The organism is Microbacterium sp. LCT-H2, assembly GCF_001866135.1.
GTDB lineage: Bacteria > Actinomycetota > Actinomycetes > Actinomycetales > Microbacteriaceae > Microbacterium.
In genome coordinates, this window is record NZ_MODW01000001.1 from 213,271 (window position 1) to 228,658 (window position 15,388).

Sequence of the window (15,388 nt, forward strand, 5' to 3'; positions counted from 1 at the left end):
CGGAGCGCCGCCGTCACCGACGGCGGCGCTCCCCCGGCGCCGGCTCCACGGCGCTCTGCACGTAGGCGACGGTGAGCGTGATGCTGCCGCGGCGCAGGCCCTCGGCTCGCAGCACCGCGTCCACGGCGTCACGGGCATGCCGCAGCGTCGCGACGCTGCGCACCCGCCCGTCGACGCCGATCGCCGCCTCCACCGCCACACCGTCCGCTCCGGCGGCGACGGCCACGATCGGTTCCGCTCCGCGCTCGTTCCCCCACACCGATGCGCCCGCACGCAGGAGGTGGGAGACGAGGGACCCCGATCGGTACACGCCGCGCACCCCGGAGCAGGCGCGCAGCGCCGCCTCGATCCGGAGCGCGAGACCCGCGCGCTCCTCCTTCGACAGCTCGGTGCCGGTCATCATGCCCCCTCCCTGACGTCGGTGATCGCGACATCGATCGCCGCGACCTGCAGGTCGGTATGACGGCGCAGCCGGTCCTCCACCTCTGCGCGCAGGCGGTCGGCGACGCGGCGGAGCGGGTCGCCGAGGCGCACGCTCACGTCGATCGCCACGCGTACGGGCGCTCCGGGCTCGGTGACGTCGCCGTCCAGCCGGCACCGGCCGACCAGCACGCCGGGCACAGCCTCCTCAGCGGCACGGATCAGTCCGCGGACAGCGCCCTCGGTGATGGCCAGGTCCACGTCCGGATCGTCGTCGGCGAAGGGGATGCGGCGTCCCGCCTGGGCGTCCATCGCGATGCCGCTGAGGATCCGGTCCACCCAGCTCTCGTCCGCGGGCGGTGCGGACGCCGCTTCCTCGTCCATCAGCGCGGTCCCGAGACCCCGCAGTCTCTCCAGGGCGTCGAGGGCGAGCTGGCACCCCGGAGACTCCTCGATCGCAGGGTTTCTCGGGGTGCGTCCGGCCTCCAGGTAGTCGCTGAGGTCGTCGATCGTGTACCCGTCCAGGTCGGCGGGCTCCAGGCCGAGGCGGCGCAGCCGGTCGTCCTCGTGGTGCTCGGTCATCGCCACCCCTCCATCCGTGTGATCAGGAATCGTCTCGCGCGGGACAGCAGTCCGCGCACCGTGCTGACGGGGATGCCGAGCTCCTCGGCGATCTCGTCGTAGCTGTAGCCGCCGAGTTCGCGCAGCACCCAGCACTCGCGCTGGGCCTCCGGGAGCTCACGCAGAGCGGCACCGAGGGCCGCCACGCCCGCTCGCGCCTCGACGACCGCATCAGGCGTGGTCTGCGGCGGTGCCGGACGATCGAGCTCGTCCACGTCGAGGGCGGGCCGCGTACGGCGCAGGAAATCCACCGCCTTGCGACTCACGATCCGCATGAGCCAGCTCTTGACCTTCGCCGGATCCTCCAGCTCGCCGAACCGCTGCCATGCGGTCACGAACGCGTCCTGCACGATGTCGTCGACCTCCGCCGACGCGTTGAGCATCCGCTGCGTGTACGCCCTCATCATCGGGGTGTACCTGCGTACGAGCACCGCGAACGCGGCGACGTCCCCATCCATCGCACGACCGGCGACGATGCGGTCCCCGGCCTGCTCCAGCGCCTCGCCCCAGCGATCGGCTGCCATTCCCCCACCCCTCGTTCACGGTTCACCAGCCGTTCGGAGCCCACGCCGGATCGGATCGAGACGACCCGACGCGCGCGGGCGGAGGAGACGCCCCTCCGGGCGTCTCCTCCCCTTCCGTCACTTGGTGAACGTGTCCTTGACATCCTCGGCCGCGTTCCTGACGTCGCCCTTGGCCTGCTCGGCCTTGCCCTCGGCGACGAGCTTGTCGTTGTTGGTGACCTCGCCGACGACCTCCTTGGCCTTGCCGGCCAGCTTCTCGGCTGCGGCCTTGATCTTGTCCTCCGCGCTCATGGCGCCTCCTTTCCTCACACGACCCCGACGGTCGGGGTCGACGTCCGTGCGGCCTTCCGCTCGTGCGGTGCCGTCGTCTGCGTGGCCGCGAGCGAGCGGCGCATCCGCTGCCGCGACCGGAAGAGCTCTCGCCACCCGCGGTCGGCGATGTGCACGACGAGCGGCATCCGCGTCCCCGTGACGGCGTCCCACTCCTGCACGACGGCGTCGGCGGCGGCGAGCACCTGCCCCAGGGCCGCGCCGGGGCGCGGCGTCACCACGAGACCGAGGGCGATGTCGCGACCGACCTTCCGGCTCGTCACCCGGGCGGCCAGCACGTCCGCTCGATCGGCGAGGGGGCTTGCGAGCAGCTGCTCTGCCACACTCCGGTCGACGGTGGTGGTGCCACCCTCACCGGCGAGCCGGAGAAGGGTGCGCTCCCGCCGCGGCCTGCGGGTGAGCAGGAACGCGAGGAGGAGGACGACGAGCAGCACCGCGGCGGCGAGCCCCGCGAGCGCCCACAGCGGCACGAAGCCGGCGCCCGGGATCTCGAGACCCCAGGCCCCCGACCACGCCACGACACCGTCGGCCTGGGCGAGCACATCCTCGGCGGGGGCCGGAAGCGCCCCCGCGCCCCGCAGTCCCGCAGCGAGGAGGACGACGCCCCCGGCCAGGAGCATCGCGGCTCCTCCGACGAGGACGATCCGGTTCGCGACGGTCCCTGCCGACGTCATGCGATCACCCCTTCCGGTGCCACCTGCACCCGCGGCGAGAGCCGGAACCCGGCCTCGTCCAGAACGCGCCCCGCCGCGTCCTCCGCGGCAGCCGGATCCACCGGCACACCGCTCGTCGGCGTGACCCGGATCAGCACCGTGCGACGCCCCACGGTCACGCTCGTCTGTCCGCGTGGCACGCCGATCCGGCGTGCGACGCCGTCCGCGACGGCGTCGGCGAGCACGCCGTCGTCGATCACGAGCGCCGCCCGCGCGTCGAGACGCGTGCGGCGGGCACGACGACCGGGCAGCACCGCTGCTCCGAGCAGGAGCAGGGCGAGCGCGACGAGCACGGCGCCCGCCGTGAGCAGCGCCGGCGCCGTGTGCGCGATCGCGGCGACGGATGCGAACCACGCCCGCACCTGCGTGCGGAACCCCTCGTCGAGGGACCAGCCGACTGTGCCGCCCAGGAGAACGAGGAGGAGCACCGTCAGCACCACGGCGAGCGCGATAGCCGGGCCCCGGCGGGTCGCCCTCGCCTCTCGACGCAGCAGCCGCCGCGCCGTCGCTGTGTTCGCCGTCATCTCACTCTCCTCTGCATCTCCCGTCGGAGGCCGCGGAAGCGCACATCCACCGCTCCCACGCGTCGCCCTGCCAGGTCGCGCATTCCCTGCACCACGGCGTCGCGGACGGCGTCCGCCCGTGCGCTCACGGGGTCGGTGCCCTGACGAGTCAGCACGACCGGAACCTCCACGGACACCCTCAGGTCGCCGCGGCGGTCCGCGAGCTGCACGCTCACGTCTCCGGCGCCGACCCGCGTGGCATCCCGGACGATTCCGGCCGCGAGCCGGTGCAGCGCCCGGGCCTCGACGACCGTGGCCCCCGCCACGGTCGTCGGCCCGTCCGTCTGCATGACGCTCATGAGGACGATCGCCGCCCGCGCACCACGTCGGCGAGCGCCCGCACGTCCAGGCGACCGTCGACGATGCGGCCGACGACGGCGCCGACGAGCATCGCGAGGGTGACGAGCAGGAACGCCCAGAACCCCCAGACGATCCAGGTCAGCGCGAGCACCGTGGCCGCAGCTCCGCCGATCACCGAGGCGTTCACTGGACTCGCGCCTCCGGTGCCTCGTCGTCGTCGGACGGGATGTGCACGTCATTGACGGTCACGTTCACCTCGGCGACCTCCATGCCCACCAGCTCCACCATGGCCCGGTGGATCGCGGCCCGCACCTGGTCGGCCACCTTCTGCAGGGACACCGGGTACTCCGCCACGATCGTCACGTCGACGGCCACCTGCGTCTCGCCGACCTCGACGCTGATCCCCTGCGCGAGGTCGGTCGTGTTGAGGGCGTCGCGGATCGCGCCCATCATGCGTGCGGCGCCACCGCCGAGTGCGTAGACGCCGTCGACCTCCCGCGCCGCGATGCCGGCGATCTTCGCGACCACCGCATCCTCGATCGTGGTCTTCCCCGCCGCCCCCTGCGACGTCGGAACGACCTGAGCCTTGGGCTGGGTGCCCCCAGTCACGTTCGCCATCTCGAGCTCCTTCATCCGTGTGACCACGCGATTCCCGCGCGGGCCGTGTTCTCACGACACCACTAAGACGGTCGGGGAGCACAGAATGTCACAAACTTCTCCGAACGATTTTCGGTTCGCCTTTCGGCGGCGACTCTCAGTGCACTCTAAGGTTAAGAGTGCAAAGTTGCACTTTATGGATAACAGTGCAGAATCCACCCGCGAACAGCGCAAGCGGCGGACCACGCGCGCCCTCACCGAGGCCGCGCGCCGCCTGACCACCGAGCGGGGCTTCGCCGGCTTCACGGTCGAGGAGCTGTGCGCCGACGCCGGCGTCTCCCGGCGCACGTTCTTCAACTACTTCGAGAGCAAGGAGAACGCCGTCTTCGGGTTCGCCGTCATCGACTCCCGCCAGGAGGAGCTCGAAGCGGTCTTCCTCGAGCGCGACGGCGATCTCCTGGACGACTTCGTGCAGCTCACCGTCGAGCGCTTCGCCCTCTTCGACCCCATCGAGCACGCCGCGGAACTGTTCGCCGTCATCGAACAGGAGCCGCGACTGCTGCGCGCGGCGTTCGAGCAGCAGGAGAAGCACGAGCGGCGCGACATCGCCCTCGTCGCCCGCCGCATCGACACGGGGCCCGACGCGGAGCTGCGCGCGGAGGTGCTCGTCCACTCCGTCGGCGCGCTCGTGCGCCTGTGCATGGAGCAACTGCTGCACCACCACTCCACCGAACCGTTCGCCGACCTCATCACCCGCCGGCTGCGCCTCGCGCGCGACCTCTACGCCTCTTCAGAGAAAGACCACTGATGTCCGCCACCGCCACCGCGGATGCGCCCTTCCTCCTCACGAAGCGCCGCATCTGGATCATCTTCAGCGCCCTGATCGCGGGCATGCTGCTCGCGAGCCTCGACCAGACCATCGTGTCGACGGCGATGCCCACCATCGTCGGCCAGCTCGGCGGTGTCGACCATCAGGTCTGGATCACCACCGCGTACCTGCTCGCCACCACCATCGTCATGCCCATCTACGGCAAGTTCGGCGACGTGCTGGGCAGGCGGTCGCTCTTCCTCGTCGCGATCGCCCTGTTCACGCTCGCATCAGTCGGCTGCGCGTTCGCGACGGACTTCTGGATGTTCGTCGTCTTCCGCGCCCTCCAGGGTCTCGGCGGCGGCGGACTCATGATCCTCTCGCAGGCGATCATCGCCGACATCGTGCCGGCCAACGAGCGCGGCAAGTACATGGGCCCGCTCGGTGCGGTGTTCGGCCTCTCCGCGGTCGCCGGACCGCTCCTCGGCGGCTTCTTCGTCGACCACATGACCTGGCAGTGGGCGTTCTACATCAACATCCCGGTCGGCATCGCCGCGTTCCTCATCGCCCTCGTGGCCCTGAAGCTCCCCAGCAAGAAGGCGGAGAAGCCGATCGACGTCCTCGGCGTGCTCTTCCTGTCCGCCGCCACGACCTGCCTCATCTTCTTCACCGACTTCGGCGGCGACGCCGCGTTTGGCTGGGATTCCCTCGCGACCTGGGCCTGGGGCGCCGGCCTCGTGGCGTCGGCGACGGCGTTCGTCATCACCGAGTCGCGCGTGCAGGACCCGATCATCCCGCTCAGCCTCTTCCGCAACCCGATCTTCGTCAACGCCACCGCCATCGGCCTCGTCCTCGGCATCGGCATGTTCGCGGCGATCGGCTTCGTCCCGACGTTCCTGCAGATGTCGTCCGGCACATCCGCCGCCGCGTCCGGGCTGCTGATGATCCCAATGATGGTGGGCCTGATGGGGACCTCGATCTTCTCCGGCATCGCGATCTCGAAGACCGGGAAGTACAAGATCTACCCGGTCCTCGGCACCATCATCACCGGCATCGCGATGGTCGCCATGACCACCCTGTCGGCGGAAACGCCGATCTGGCTGATCTGCGCGTTCCTGTTCGTCTTCGGCGCCGGGCTCGGCCTCATCATGCAGGTCGTCGTACTCGTCGTGCAGAACGCCGTCCCGGCGGGCGAGATCGGCACCGCCACGAGCACGAACAACTACTTCCGCGAGGTCGGTGCCTCGCTGGGGACCGCGGTGTTCGGCACGATCTTCACGACGCGGCTGACCGAGAACCTCCTCGGTGTGTTCGCCGGCGCCGGGGCATCCCCGGAGGCCGCGTCCGAGGCCGCATCCACGATCGACCCCGCCACGTTGAACAGCCTCCCGGACGAGGTGCGCGACGGCATCGTCACCGCCTACGCGGATGCCCTCGCCCCGGTGTTCTGGTACCTCGTGCCCTTCATCGCCCTCGCGCTCATCCTGTCGCTGTTCCTCAAGCAGATCCCGCTGTCGGATCAGGCCGGACTCGTGGCCCGCGGTGAGGCGATCAGCGGCGAGGAGGCGGAGCGTCTGGAGGCGGAGCTCCGCACGGCCGGGCGCGTCGATGCCGGACGCACGGACGCCGAGCCGGGAGAGACCGGCTCGGCGCCCACAGGCAGGTAGCCCGCGCTAGGGGAGGTCGGCGACGTCGATGTCGTCGTCGTCCTCCCCGCCGCCCGTCGCCGGAAGCTCGTCGGGCTCGGGGTCGTGATCGGTGGTGACGAAGTCGGGGTCGACGCCGATGGCCTCGATCTCCTCCTGGTCGTCCTGGCTGTTCGACGTGTCGGACATGGCGCCTCCTGACGTTGGGGATCCGGACGGCCAGTCTGGGCGGGCCGGCTACCGGGACCGAGGGGGTTGACAAGGCGTGTCGAGGCCCGGCGCCCGACCGGCGGCTACGGAACCGGCCGACCGAGGTCTCGTGCGGATGATCGTCGTCCGCGGTCGGCGCTACAGCGCGCGTCACGCCGCACGCCAGACGGCGTGGGTGCCGACCGCCGCGATCGCGAACACCAGCACGGCCACCCGGTGGGCATCGCCGACGGCCAGGGCCGCGTCGGAGGCACCGATGAGATCGTCGGCCACGCCGGCCACCGTCGTCCGGGATACGGCGGCATCGTCCATCTCGGCCACACCGTCCGCGAGCCATCCCCTGACGAGTCGAAGGGCGGTCGGCCCGAGTTCGACCCCGAGAGGGACAGCAGGACAGCTCAGCACGTCGGCGACGGTCACGCCGTGCCGCAGCAGCCCGCCGAGCGCCCCGGCGAGGGCGCCGGTCAGCAACGCGCGCCCGTAGCCTTCGGCGACCAGCACGTCCCAGGACTCCTGCGGCGCGAGCGTCTCGAGCCCGAGGCAATGACCGCGCCCGTCCGCGACGGCTTCCTCCAGGGCTCGGCGGGCGTCCCGGAACACGATGCTCGTACGGCGATCGGGTGCAGACACGGCAGACCTCGTCCCTCGATGCCCGCCATCTCGGAGCCGACTGTGGGGCCGACGCGTCACACACTCTAGGACGCTCCGCGCAGGGTGAGGACGGTATCCCGGCACGGAGGTCGGAGACGACAAAACCCCCGGAAGGTTCCGGGGGTTTCATTCTGTAGCTGGAGCGGGGCTTGAACCCGCGACCTCACGATTATGAGTCCGATCCTGACCAACGAGTGTCCCTTAGTCCTCGATTGCCGCATAATTCCGCGGATCATGCACTCGTTGGTCAAAGCTGGTAGTGCACGACTTCAGCCGAGCGCCCGGCACGGTACCGGCACGCGGCGGCGTGGGCTCACTTCACTCCCAGTCCTCCTCGGCGAGTGGAGCGCCGTTCAGCTCGTCGCGTCGAGCGCGCCAGTCAGGGAGGAACTCGTCCATGAGCGCGATGAAGCGTTCGTTGTGGGTTCGCTCGTGGAGATGAATCAGCTCGTGGACGACGATGTACTCGAGGCACCGCGGGTTCTTCTTTGCCAGCTCCGGGTTTAGCCAGATCGTCCTCGAGCCCGCGACGCACGTGCCCCACTTGGTCTTCATACGGCGCACGACGATCTTCTCCACTTCGGCGCCGACGACCGGCTGCCATTTGTCGAGCAGTGTCGGGACGGCAGCCTTCACTTCGCGGCGGTACCAGCGGTCAAGCGTCGCTCGCTTCTCGTCGGCGTCCGATCCTTCGGGCGTGACTACCCAGAGCGTCTGCCCCTTGACCTCGACATGATGGTTGCCGGATGTCCGAGAAACGTCGAGGCGGTACCGCTGTCCCCACACGTAGTGGGTCTCGCCTGACTCCATCTCGCGGGTGGACTGGCGCTCGGCCCGTTGCAGGCCCTCACGCTGACGCTTGATCCAAGGGAGTCGCTGCACGATCGCGAGGCGGATCGTATCTTCGCCTGTGCTTTCAGGCGCAGCGACTCTCACTCGGCCCACCGGGGGGTAGACCGAGATGTGCATGTTCTTGATGTCCTTGTACACCACGTCAACGCCAAGCCCGGCAACTGTCAGGTACGCGCTACCGGAACTCATTGTGCTTCTCGAGAAGGTTGAGCAGGTCGTCGATCGTTGCGGGCGGGAACCCGGCGGGGAGCGCGTCGTGGAGCGCGCGAGCGAGTGCCTTTCGCTTCATAGGGTGCGATACCCAGTCGTGCTCCTTCTGCTGCTGCACGGTGTGGAACACGCTCTCGATCTCGATCACGGTGCCTGCCGGCCAGACGAAGTCAACGAGGGCGCGACGTCCGGGTGTGGATGCCCACCCGGGATACGCCCCGGTGGGCACTCCAGTCCCGACCTGCGCCGCGAGCGCGACAAGACCATTGAGGTAGTCGGCGTAGACGGCGGCGTCCTGCTTTTGCTGGTCGATGAGGTCATCAAGCAGCTTGGACATGCTGTCGTAGTACTTCGGGTTCATCGCCCGTTCGTCGACGATGGTGCGGCGGACGTTGTTGATGATCGTCTCGGCCGCAGCCTCGGGGTTTTTCTTTATGCCGTCGGGCAGGCTGTCGAGTGCGCCAGCCCCCTTCTCGACGATGAGGTGGACAAGGCCCTGGTCGAGGGTGGCGACGTTCTCGGCCGGGTCGGCCTGGATATAGGTATCGAGGAGAGCGCGCATCCCCGCCTCGAACTGCTTCACGTCAATGTTCTCCCCCGCGCCGACTTCGACCTCGTTGCGGACGGCAACGTAGTGGGCCACTTCGTCCTTGATCGACTTGGCCTCGGCAGGCGCGTAACCAGCGACGTCCATCTCATTAGCGAGCGCCCCGAACGCCCGGACGAGCCGTGCGACGTCCTTATACAGCTCGACGCGCTTGGGTTCGTTGGCCTTGATTTGTTCGGCGTCGCCTGGCTCGGACGAGACGAAGTAGTGCTGGTACTCCAGGGTTCCCTTCGGTGGCTTCACCGGCTCGCATAGCGCGCGGATCTTCTCCAACGCCTCGTCGAGGTCGGCCCGGGCCTGCTCAATGCGGTCCTTGAGGAGCCCTTCGACGTCCTCCTTGGCGTAGTCCTCGAACGCACCTGAGGTGTAGTCAGTAATCGCCTTGTCGAGCGACTGAAACAGATCCCGGTAGTCAATGACGTAGCCGTAGGTCTTGTCGTCGCCGTCGAGACGGTTGACGCGACAGATGGCCTGGAACAGGCCGTGGTCCTGCATCTTCTTGTCGATGTAGAGGTACGTGGCGCTCGGTGCGTCGAAGCCGGTCAGCAGCTTGTCGACAACGATGAGCAGCTGCATCTGGCCGGGTTCGTCAATGAAGCGCTTCTTGACGTCCTTCTCGAACTCCTCGATCCGTCCGACCGCCTCATCGGCGGGCACGCCGAAATAGTCGGCGAGCATCTTGCGGTAGATTTCGTACTTGCGCAGTTGTTCTGTGTCGCCCTCGCCGGCGTCCTCCTTGGAGATCGCGGTGGCGTTGGGGACGTAGCTGGAAACGATCGCGCACTTGCCCTTGAATCCGGCTTGCGAGAACAGCTCGTAGAACTTGCACGCCTGGTACACGCTGTCGCCAACGAGCATCGCGTTGCCGCGTCCCGAGACCAGGCGCGGCTGGGTGGCGAAGTCGAGCAGGACGTCCTGGACGATCATCTCAGCACGCGCCTTGGCGGAGAAGACCTTCTGCATGGTCCCCCACTTCCGCTTCAGGCGTGCCTTCGACAGATCGGTGAGGCCCTTGGTCTTGGTGTCGAACCAGGTGTCGACCTGCTTGGAGCCCTTCAGCTCCTGCTCGATGTTGCGCGCCTCGTAGCGCAGGTCAAGCACGACACCGTCGCGGACGGCCTCGTCGAACTTGTAGGTGTGGATGAACGAGCCGAACGTCTCGATGCTCGTCGCCGTGTCGGCCTTCAGCAGCGGCGTGCCGGTGAAGCCGATGAACATGGCGTCGGGCAGGAGCTGCTTCATGGCGCGGTGCATCTTGCCGCTCTGGGTGCGGTGGGCTTCGTCGACGAAGACAAAGAGGTTCCCCTTCGCGGCGAAGCCTGCGGGGATCTTCGCGTGGAGGTCGGCGAGGAACGTGTCGCTGTCCTTATCGACCACGGCTTCGTCGTCGGAACCCCGGAACTTGTGCACGAGTGAGCAGATAAGCCAGGGGTGGGCCTGGTTGAGCTGGCCGATGAGGTCCGCGCCTGAGGTGGTGCGGTAGATCTTCTCGTTGACGCCCCCGAAGACCTTCTCGATCTGTTCGTCGAGTTCGGTGCGGTCGGTGATGATGAGCACACGGGCGTCGTCCTGGTGCTCGCGAATCCACTTCGCCAGCCACACCATCGTGAGGCTCTTCCCTGAGCCCTGGGTATGCCAGATGATGCCGCCCTCGCGGTCGGCAACCCGCTCCTGAACGGCCTTGACGCCGAAGAATTGATTGTGACGGGCGGTCTTCTTCACCCCTGCGTCGAAGACGATGAAGTCGTGGATGATTTCGAGGAGCCGCCCCTTCGAGCACATCTGAAGCAGTGAGCGATCCAGCGGGCTCGGCTCATCGCCAGGCTCTTTCCATTCCAGCCAGTACTTCTCGGGCGTCTCGATCACGCCGTACCGAAGACCCTCGACATCGTTACCTGCGAACAGGAGCTGGACGGTGGTGAAGAACTGGCGGACGAAGTGCTGGTTCTGGTTGCCGATGTTCTGCCGGATGCCTTCGCTGACGCTGACGAAGGAGCGCTTCAGTTCGACGACGCCGAGGGCGATCCCGTTGACGTAGAGCACGATGTCGGGGCGCTTGATGTGCTCACCCTTGATCGTGACTTCCTCCGCGACGACAAAGTCGTTGGCCAGCGGGTTCGCCCAGTCGATCGGCCAGACAGTCTCCGTGACCTCACCAACGTCGCGCTTGGCCTTCACGCCGTAGCGGAGAAGTTTGTAGAAGCTGCGGTTCCCGTCGTACAGCTTCTGCCCCGCGCCGAGCGACGCCGCTGTTAGGAGCTGGGAGACAGCGCGGTTTCGGATCTCCTCGTCGTACCCCCGACTGGCGAGATTGGCGCGCAACCGTGCTTCGTCGATGTTCGAGTTGTCCTGATCCTTGCGGTTGCCGCCGTAGGCGTAGCCGAGCTGTTCACGGAATAGCTTGACGACGCGATTCTGCGTCTTCCGTTCGATCTGACCAACGGCGTTCACGCTGCGACCTCCGGCACCAGCCGCGTCCGCCCGCTCAGCAACTCCTGCATCATGCCCTGCTTGATGTTCCGTGCGGACACCAGACGACGATCCAGCGCCGCGAGCTCCGCATCCACGTCGAGAATGACAGCGGCGATCGCCGCCTGCTCCTCAATGCGAACTGGCACTCGAAACTCGAGCGTCACCAGATCCTTCTGGTATAGGTGGTTGATCGTCGAGCCTGCGCTTAGCCCCGCAACGAACTCATCGAATGCACGCGACCGGAGCATGCAGAAGAGCAACGCCGAGTCGTAGGCGCCCTGCTTCGGCCGGAGAACGAACACGCCACTGTTGAGCGTGGTCGGCCCAGGAAGGCGGTCGATGAGAGCGATCTTTCCGATCGTTCCGTCCTTCGTGATGAGCACGTCCCCAGCCCGCAACTGGATATTCGGATCCTGGTCATAGCGCCACTTATCGACGTACGGCGTCGTGTTCCAGTTGATGCGGCCATCAGCGAAGTCCGTGCCGCCGACAAGTCGGTGAGTGCCCGATGCGCGGTACTCCTCAGTCGTCAGCCCCTGCCAACCGATCCGAGCCTTCAGGTGCGAGACGCTCGCCACCTTCAGCGTCGTCCAGTCGCTCGTAAAACCGGGGAGGCGGGTGCGGCCGGTCAAGAGTTCCTGCATCAACCCCTGTTTGATGTCCCGCTTCTTCGCGATCAGCCGCTCCAGCGCAGACTCCTGCGCGAAAGCACCTTCAAGCGCTTTGACTGCAGCATCCTGCTCGTTTCGGTGCGGAAGGCTCAGCGGCAGCGCGCTCAGGATTGACGTGTTCAGGTTGAGCATGGTGCCGCCGACCGCGTTGTCGAAGAGCCATGTCTGCACTCTCGGTGTCCCGATGAGGAGAGACACGTACTTGGGGTTCACGTCGGCACGGTTCGGCCCAAACTTCACGGCGAGGCAACCAGTTCCACACAGCCATCCGGAGTTCTCTGCCCGGACGATCGAACGCCGACCGACATCACCTCGCCGGCTGAAAATTACGTCCCCCTCGCGGAGTTTGTGCCGGGCCAGCCGCCGTACGTCGTGATCACCGATCCGCGCGATTCCCGCTTCTCGAATCACGTTGTCCCCGAGGTTTGTCGGCATCACGACAGGGGTGCCCATGCTCTGGTAGTCGCTCGCGTGCAACTGGCTACCGAACGGCCCAGTCTGAATCACGCCTCCTGTGAGCCGCACGATCTCGCCAAGGGTTACTTCGCTATCGCTCGTCAATTCATGACCCCCATCGAGGCGAGGTGCTCACTCACGTTGGCGCTGAGCGCCTCGATCGCAGCGTCGAGATCACCAACGGTCGCCTCGTAGCGGCCGGCGAGGACGCGCAGGCGGGTTGTGAACCGCCGCACGGCAGCCGCCAGTTCACCCGCAATCCCGGCCGCGATAGTGGCGCCCCACTTGTCGTCGATGACCAGGGACTTGATGTCGTCGGTGGTGAGCTTGCCGTACTGGGCGAGGGCCTTCTCGTCGAGCTTGGCCACGGCGTCCTTGACGGCCTTCTTGGTGGTGGTCGCTGCGGCGTAGAGCTTCGTGATGTGGTTCAGTGCCGCGATCTCTTCGGCCTCGGCCTTCTCCACCTTCGCGACGCGAAGGCGCTTCTTCACCGTGGCGGCGCTGATTTTGTCGTCCTCGACGGCTTCCCACAGCAGGCCGTCTTCGACGGCGTGCTCCTCGGTATACTCCTCGATAGCCTGGGCGGCAGCTTCGAGGTCCGCGGTGAGCCTGTCCACCATCGCCTGCTCGGCGGCGAAGTAGCGGGCGACGATCAGGCTTGGCGGGATGAGGTCCATGACCCAGCGCTTGGCGTTGGCGCCGGTGCCCAAGGTCAGGTGGGCGTCCTCGTACTTGGTCTTGTTGTTCTTGTCCTTCCAAGTGCGCGCGGCGCGGGGCTTGGCCGCGGCATCCCAGCCTTCGCCGACGATGAGGGCGACGTCGTCGTGCATCGAGGTGTTCCAATAGCCCATAAGTTGCTCGTAGACGGCGTACTCATCGAGTAAGCGGTGCGAGCGGAACGCCTCGAGCAGCGACTCGCCCAGCTCGGTGGCGAGGTCGTTCGACCGCGTCGTGCCATCGATGCCTTCGAGCGCCGCACGGCTGGCCTGCCACCAGTCATCGACCTGGCCGGAGGTCCCTGCATTGATGGTTGGGTATTGCTTGGAGCCCAGCACGGTCGACTCGATGTCGGTCGTGCTGTCGATCAGTTCCGAGTAGCCCTCGCGCAGGGGCTTGAAGAGTTCCTCGCGCAGGCCCGGGAAGGCGTCCCAGTAGAGCTCAAGGTCATCGAGATCGCGGTCGGGGATCCCGCCCTGGAGGTGGGCACGCAAGTCCTGGATGTCCTCCGGCTCTGAGGAGTCGATGTAGCGCGGGATGTTGAGGTTGAAGTCGTTCTTCGGGTCTTCGATCTCGCTGTTCGGCACGAAGCGGGAGTATCGGGCGATGTCCGCCTGGCGCACGTAGGCGTCAACGATCTTGTGCATGTCGCGAGGGCGCAGGCGATTCTTCGCACCGTCCTTCTCGAACGCCTTGGACGCGTCGATCATGAAGATGCCGGTGCGGTTGGCGGCATCCTTCTTGTCGACCACGATGAGGCAGGCGGGGATGCCGGTGCCATAGAAGAGGTTCGCGGGTAGGCCGATGATCGCCTTGATATAGCCGCGCTTGATGAGGGTCCTGCGAATCGTCGCCTCGGCGTTGCCTCGGAAAAGCACGCCGTGGGGCATGACGGTGACGCCACGGGCAGTGGATTTGAGCGACTTCACCATGTGCAGCAGGAAGGCGTAGTCGCCGTTCTTGTCGGGCGGGCTGGCGAACCCGTCGAACCGGCCGTAGTCCTTCTCCCAACCATTCGTCCACGTCTTGACGGAGAACGGCGGATTGGCGACAAGATAGTCAAAGGTCTTCAATTGCTCGCCGAACGTGAACTCAGGCTTCGTCAGCGTGTTTCCTTGCCGGATGTCATGCGTCTCGTTGCCATGGAGGATCATGTTCATCCGCGCCAGAGCCCAGGTCGCGTTGTCGTTCTCCTGGCCATAGATGGTCATGCCGTTCGGGCTGGCGTCGGCGGCCTTGATCAGCAGCGACCCTGAGCCGCAGGTGGGGTCGTACAGGGTCGTCGACTTTGGCGTGTTCGCGGGGATTTCCAGGAGTTCCGCCATGACGCGCGACACCTCCGCCGGCGTATAGAACTGACCCTTGCTCTTGCCGGCCTGTGTAGCGAAGTGACGCATCAGGTACTCGTACGCATCCCCGAGGAGGTCGTCGCCCTCGGCACGGGTCCCGGTGAAGTCCATCTCCTGGAAGATCGCGATGAGGTTGGAGACCTTGTCGACGAGATCCTTGCCCGAGCCGAGCTTGGTCCGATCGTCGAAGTCGGCGTTGTTGACGACACCCTGAAGGTCATTTGCGTCGGCCAGCTTGCGGATGGCGACGTTGACCTTGTCACCGACGTCAGGCTTGCCCTTGAGCGAGATGAGGTAGTCGAACGATGCGTCCTCGGGAACCTCGATGAGGGCGAACGGATCGGCCTTCGCCTTGTCGGACACGTACTTCACGAAGAGCATCGTGAGGACGTAGTCCTTGTACTGGCTGGCATCCATCGACCCACGCAGCTCGTCGGCGCTGCTCCACAGCGAGCTGTAGAGGTCGGACTTCTTCATCGCCATCAGAGCACAGCCATCCCATCTATCTCCCGGCACCATGTCGCCAGGTCAGCCTTCGAAGCAGGCCGCGGTCCTCGCTCGGCCTGCCTTGAGCGTGTCGGCGAGCCGAATCGCCTCGCGGTTGGGAGCGTCGCCGAGGAGCGCCCGGACCGCAGCGAAGCGAGGACCGGACGCACCGCAGAGCGGCGCTC

At 66.9% G+C, this 15,388-nt stretch carries 17 protein-coding genes; 2 read left to right on the forward strand and 15 right to left on the reverse strand.

Annotated elements, in window-relative coordinates; all coding sequences use genetic code 11:
- Positions 1 to 13: 13 nt before the first annotated feature.
- The 9 genes from BK819_RS00995 to BK819_RS01035 form a co-directional block, all read right to left on the reverse strand.
- Complete coding sequence (locus BK819_RS00995) at positions 14 to 403, reverse strand: hypothetical protein (RefSeq protein WP_256209336.1); 390 nt, start codon at positions 401 to 403, stop codon at positions 14 to 16.
- A complete protein-coding gene (locus tag BK819_RS01000; RefSeq protein WP_071328045.1) occupies positions 400 to 1,002 on the reverse strand; it encodes an Asp23/Gls24 family envelope stress response protein in 603 nt (200 codons plus the stop codon). Before BK819_RS01000 ends, BK819_RS00995 begins: the two co-directional genes overlap by 4 nt.
- A complete protein-coding gene (locus BK819_RS01005) occupies positions 999 to 1,565 on the reverse strand; it encodes an RNA polymerase sigma factor (RefSeq protein ID WP_071327526.1) in 567 nt (188 codons plus the stop codon). The genes BK819_RS01000 and BK819_RS01005 overlap by 4 nt, the downstream gene beginning before the upstream one ends.
- A gap of 117 nt (positions 1,566 to 1,682) precedes the next feature.
- The gene (locus BK819_RS01010) at positions 1,683 to 1,856 is read right to left on the reverse strand and encodes a CsbD family protein (RefSeq protein WP_071327527.1); all 174 of its coding nucleotides are present in this window, start codon (positions 1,854 to 1,856) and stop codon (positions 1,683 to 1,685) included.
- Between the two features lie 14 nt (positions 1,857 to 1,870).
- Positions 1,871 to 2,569: a hypothetical protein gene (locus BK819_RS01015; protein ID WP_071327528.1), complete on the reverse strand. Its 699-nt coding sequence runs from the start codon at positions 2,567 to 2,569 to the stop codon at positions 1,871 to 1,873.
- Positions 2,566 to 3,132 (reverse strand): hypothetical protein, encoded by a 567-nt coding sequence (locus BK819_RS01020; RefSeq protein ID WP_071327529.1) that lies wholly within the window; start codon positions 3,130 to 3,132, stop codon positions 2,566 to 2,568. Before BK819_RS01020 ends, BK819_RS01015 begins: the two co-directional genes overlap by 4 nt.
- Positions 3,129 to 3,470: a hypothetical protein gene (locus tag BK819_RS01025; RefSeq protein ID WP_071327530.1), complete on the reverse strand. Its 342-nt coding sequence runs from the start codon at positions 3,468 to 3,470 to the stop codon at positions 3,129 to 3,131. The genes BK819_RS01020 and BK819_RS01025 overlap by 4 nt, the downstream gene beginning before the upstream one ends.
- Positions 3,467 to 3,658 (reverse strand): DUF2273 domain-containing protein, encoded by a 192-nt coding sequence (locus BK819_RS01030; RefSeq protein ID WP_025104398.1) that lies wholly within the window; start codon positions 3,656 to 3,658, stop codon positions 3,467 to 3,469. The genes BK819_RS01025 and BK819_RS01030 overlap by 4 nt, the downstream gene beginning before the upstream one ends.
- A complete protein-coding gene (locus BK819_RS01035; protein ID WP_256209338.1) occupies positions 3,655 to 4,089 on the reverse strand; it encodes an Asp23/Gls24 family envelope stress response protein in 435 nt (144 codons plus the stop codon). The genes BK819_RS01030 and BK819_RS01035 overlap by 4 nt, the downstream gene beginning before the upstream one ends.
- A 175-nt stretch (positions 4,090 to 4,264) precedes the next feature.
- Between BK819_RS01035 and BK819_RS01040 the strand changes: the two genes are divergently transcribed.
- On the forward strand, positions 4,265 to 4,876 hold the full coding sequence (locus BK819_RS01040) for a TetR family transcriptional regulator (protein WP_071327532.1): 612 nt from the start codon (positions 4,265 to 4,267) through the stop codon (positions 4,874 to 4,876).
- Complete coding sequence (locus BK819_RS01045; RefSeq protein WP_071327533.1) at positions 4,876 to 6,543, forward strand: MDR family MFS transporter; 1,668 nt, start codon at positions 4,876 to 4,878, stop codon at positions 6,541 to 6,543. The genes BK819_RS01040 and BK819_RS01045 overlap by 1 nt, the downstream gene beginning before the upstream one ends.
- Positions 6,544 to 6,549: 6 nt before the next feature.
- On the opposite strand, the gene BK819_RS16695 is transcribed toward BK819_RS01045, so the two are convergent.
- The 6 genes from BK819_RS16695 to BK819_RS01070 all read right to left on the reverse strand — a co-directional run bounded on the left by BK819_RS16695 (position 6,550) and on the right by BK819_RS01070 (position 15,200).
- On the reverse strand, positions 6,550 to 6,711 hold the full coding sequence (locus BK819_RS16695; RefSeq protein ID WP_177173776.1) for a hypothetical protein: 162 nt from the start codon (positions 6,709 to 6,711) through the stop codon (positions 6,550 to 6,552).
- A gap of 171 nt (positions 6,712 to 6,882) precedes the next feature.
- Entirely contained in the window at positions 6,883 to 7,362 is a 480-nt protein-coding gene (locus tag BK819_RS01050; protein WP_143049217.1) for a hypothetical protein, read from the reverse strand.
- A 339-nt stretch (positions 7,363 to 7,701) separates the two neighbouring features.
- Positions 7,702 to 8,424 carry a M48 family metallopeptidase gene (locus BK819_RS01055; protein ID WP_071327535.1) on the reverse strand — a complete coding sequence of 241 codons (723 nt, stop codon included), beginning with the start codon at positions 8,422 to 8,424 and terminating at the stop codon, positions 7,702 to 7,704.
- Positions 8,411 to 11,503 carry a type I restriction endonuclease subunit R gene (locus BK819_RS01060; RefSeq protein ID WP_071327536.1) on the reverse strand — a complete coding sequence of 1,031 codons (3,093 nt, stop codon included), beginning with the start codon at positions 11,501 to 11,503 and terminating at the stop codon, positions 8,411 to 8,413. The genes BK819_RS01055 and BK819_RS01060 overlap by 14 nt, the downstream gene beginning before the upstream one ends.
- Positions 11,500 to 12,756 (reverse strand): restriction endonuclease subunit S, encoded by a 1,257-nt coding sequence (locus BK819_RS01065; RefSeq protein WP_143049218.1) that lies wholly within the window; start codon positions 12,754 to 12,756, stop codon positions 11,500 to 11,502. The genes BK819_RS01060 and BK819_RS01065 overlap by 4 nt, the downstream gene beginning before the upstream one ends.
- Complete coding sequence (locus BK819_RS01070) at positions 12,753 to 15,200, reverse strand: class I SAM-dependent DNA methyltransferase (protein WP_071327538.1); 2,448 nt, start codon at positions 15,198 to 15,200, stop codon at positions 12,753 to 12,755. Before BK819_RS01070 ends, BK819_RS01065 begins: the two co-directional genes overlap by 4 nt.
- Between the last annotated feature and the right edge of the window lie 188 nt (positions 15,201 to 15,388).

Excerpts from the sequence above, each read along its gene's own strand:
- BK819_RS00995 (WP_256209336.1), bottom strand. The coding sequence starts at position 403 with ATGATGACCGGCACCGAGCTGTCGAAGGAGGAGCGCGCGGGTCTCGCG.
- BK819_RS01000 (WP_071328045.1), bottom strand. The coding sequence starts at position 1,002 with ATGACCGAGCACCACGAGGACGACCGGCTGCGCCGCCTCGGCCTGGAG.
- BK819_RS01005 (WP_071327526.1), bottom strand. The coding sequence starts at position 1,565 with ATGGCAGCCGATCGCTGGGGCGAGGCGCTGGAGCAGGCCGGGGACCGC.
- BK819_RS01010 (WP_071327527.1), bottom strand. The coding sequence starts at position 1,856 with ATGAGCGCGGAGGACAAGATCAAGGCCGCAGCCGAGAAGCTGGCCGGC.
- BK819_RS01015 (WP_071327528.1), bottom strand. The coding sequence starts at position 2,569 with ATGACGTCGGCAGGGACCGTCGCGAACCGGATCGTCCTCGTCGGAGGA.
- BK819_RS01020 (WP_071327529.1), bottom strand. The coding sequence starts at position 3,132 with ATGACGGCGAACACAGCGACGGCGCGGCGGCTGCTGCGTCGAGAGGCG.
- BK819_RS01025 (WP_071327530.1), bottom strand. The coding sequence starts at position 3,470 with ATGAGCGTCATGCAGACGGACGGGCCGACGACCGTGGCGGGGGCCACG.
- BK819_RS01035 (WP_256209338.1), bottom strand. The coding sequence starts at position 4,089 with ATGGCGAACGTGACTGGGGGCACCCAGCCCAAGGCTCAGGTCGTTCCG.
- BK819_RS01040 (WP_071327532.1), top strand. The coding sequence starts at position 4,265 with ATGGATAACAGTGCAGAATCCACCCGCGAACAGCGCAAGCGGCGGACC.
- BK819_RS01045 (WP_071327533.1), top strand. The coding sequence starts at position 4,876 with ATGTCCGCCACCGCCACCGCGGATGCGCCCTTCCTCCTCACGAAGCGC.
- BK819_RS16695 (WP_177173776.1), bottom strand. The coding sequence starts at position 6,711 with ATGTCCGACACGTCGAACAGCCAGGACGACCAGGAGGAGATCGAGGCC.
- BK819_RS01055 (WP_071327535.1), bottom strand. The coding sequence starts at position 8,424 with ATGAGTTCCGGTAGCGCGTACCTGACAGTTGCCGGGCTTGGCGTTGAC.
- BK819_RS01070 (WP_071327538.1), bottom strand. The coding sequence starts at position 15,200 with ATGGCGATGAAGAAGTCCGACCTCTACAGCTCGCTGTGGAGCAGCGCC.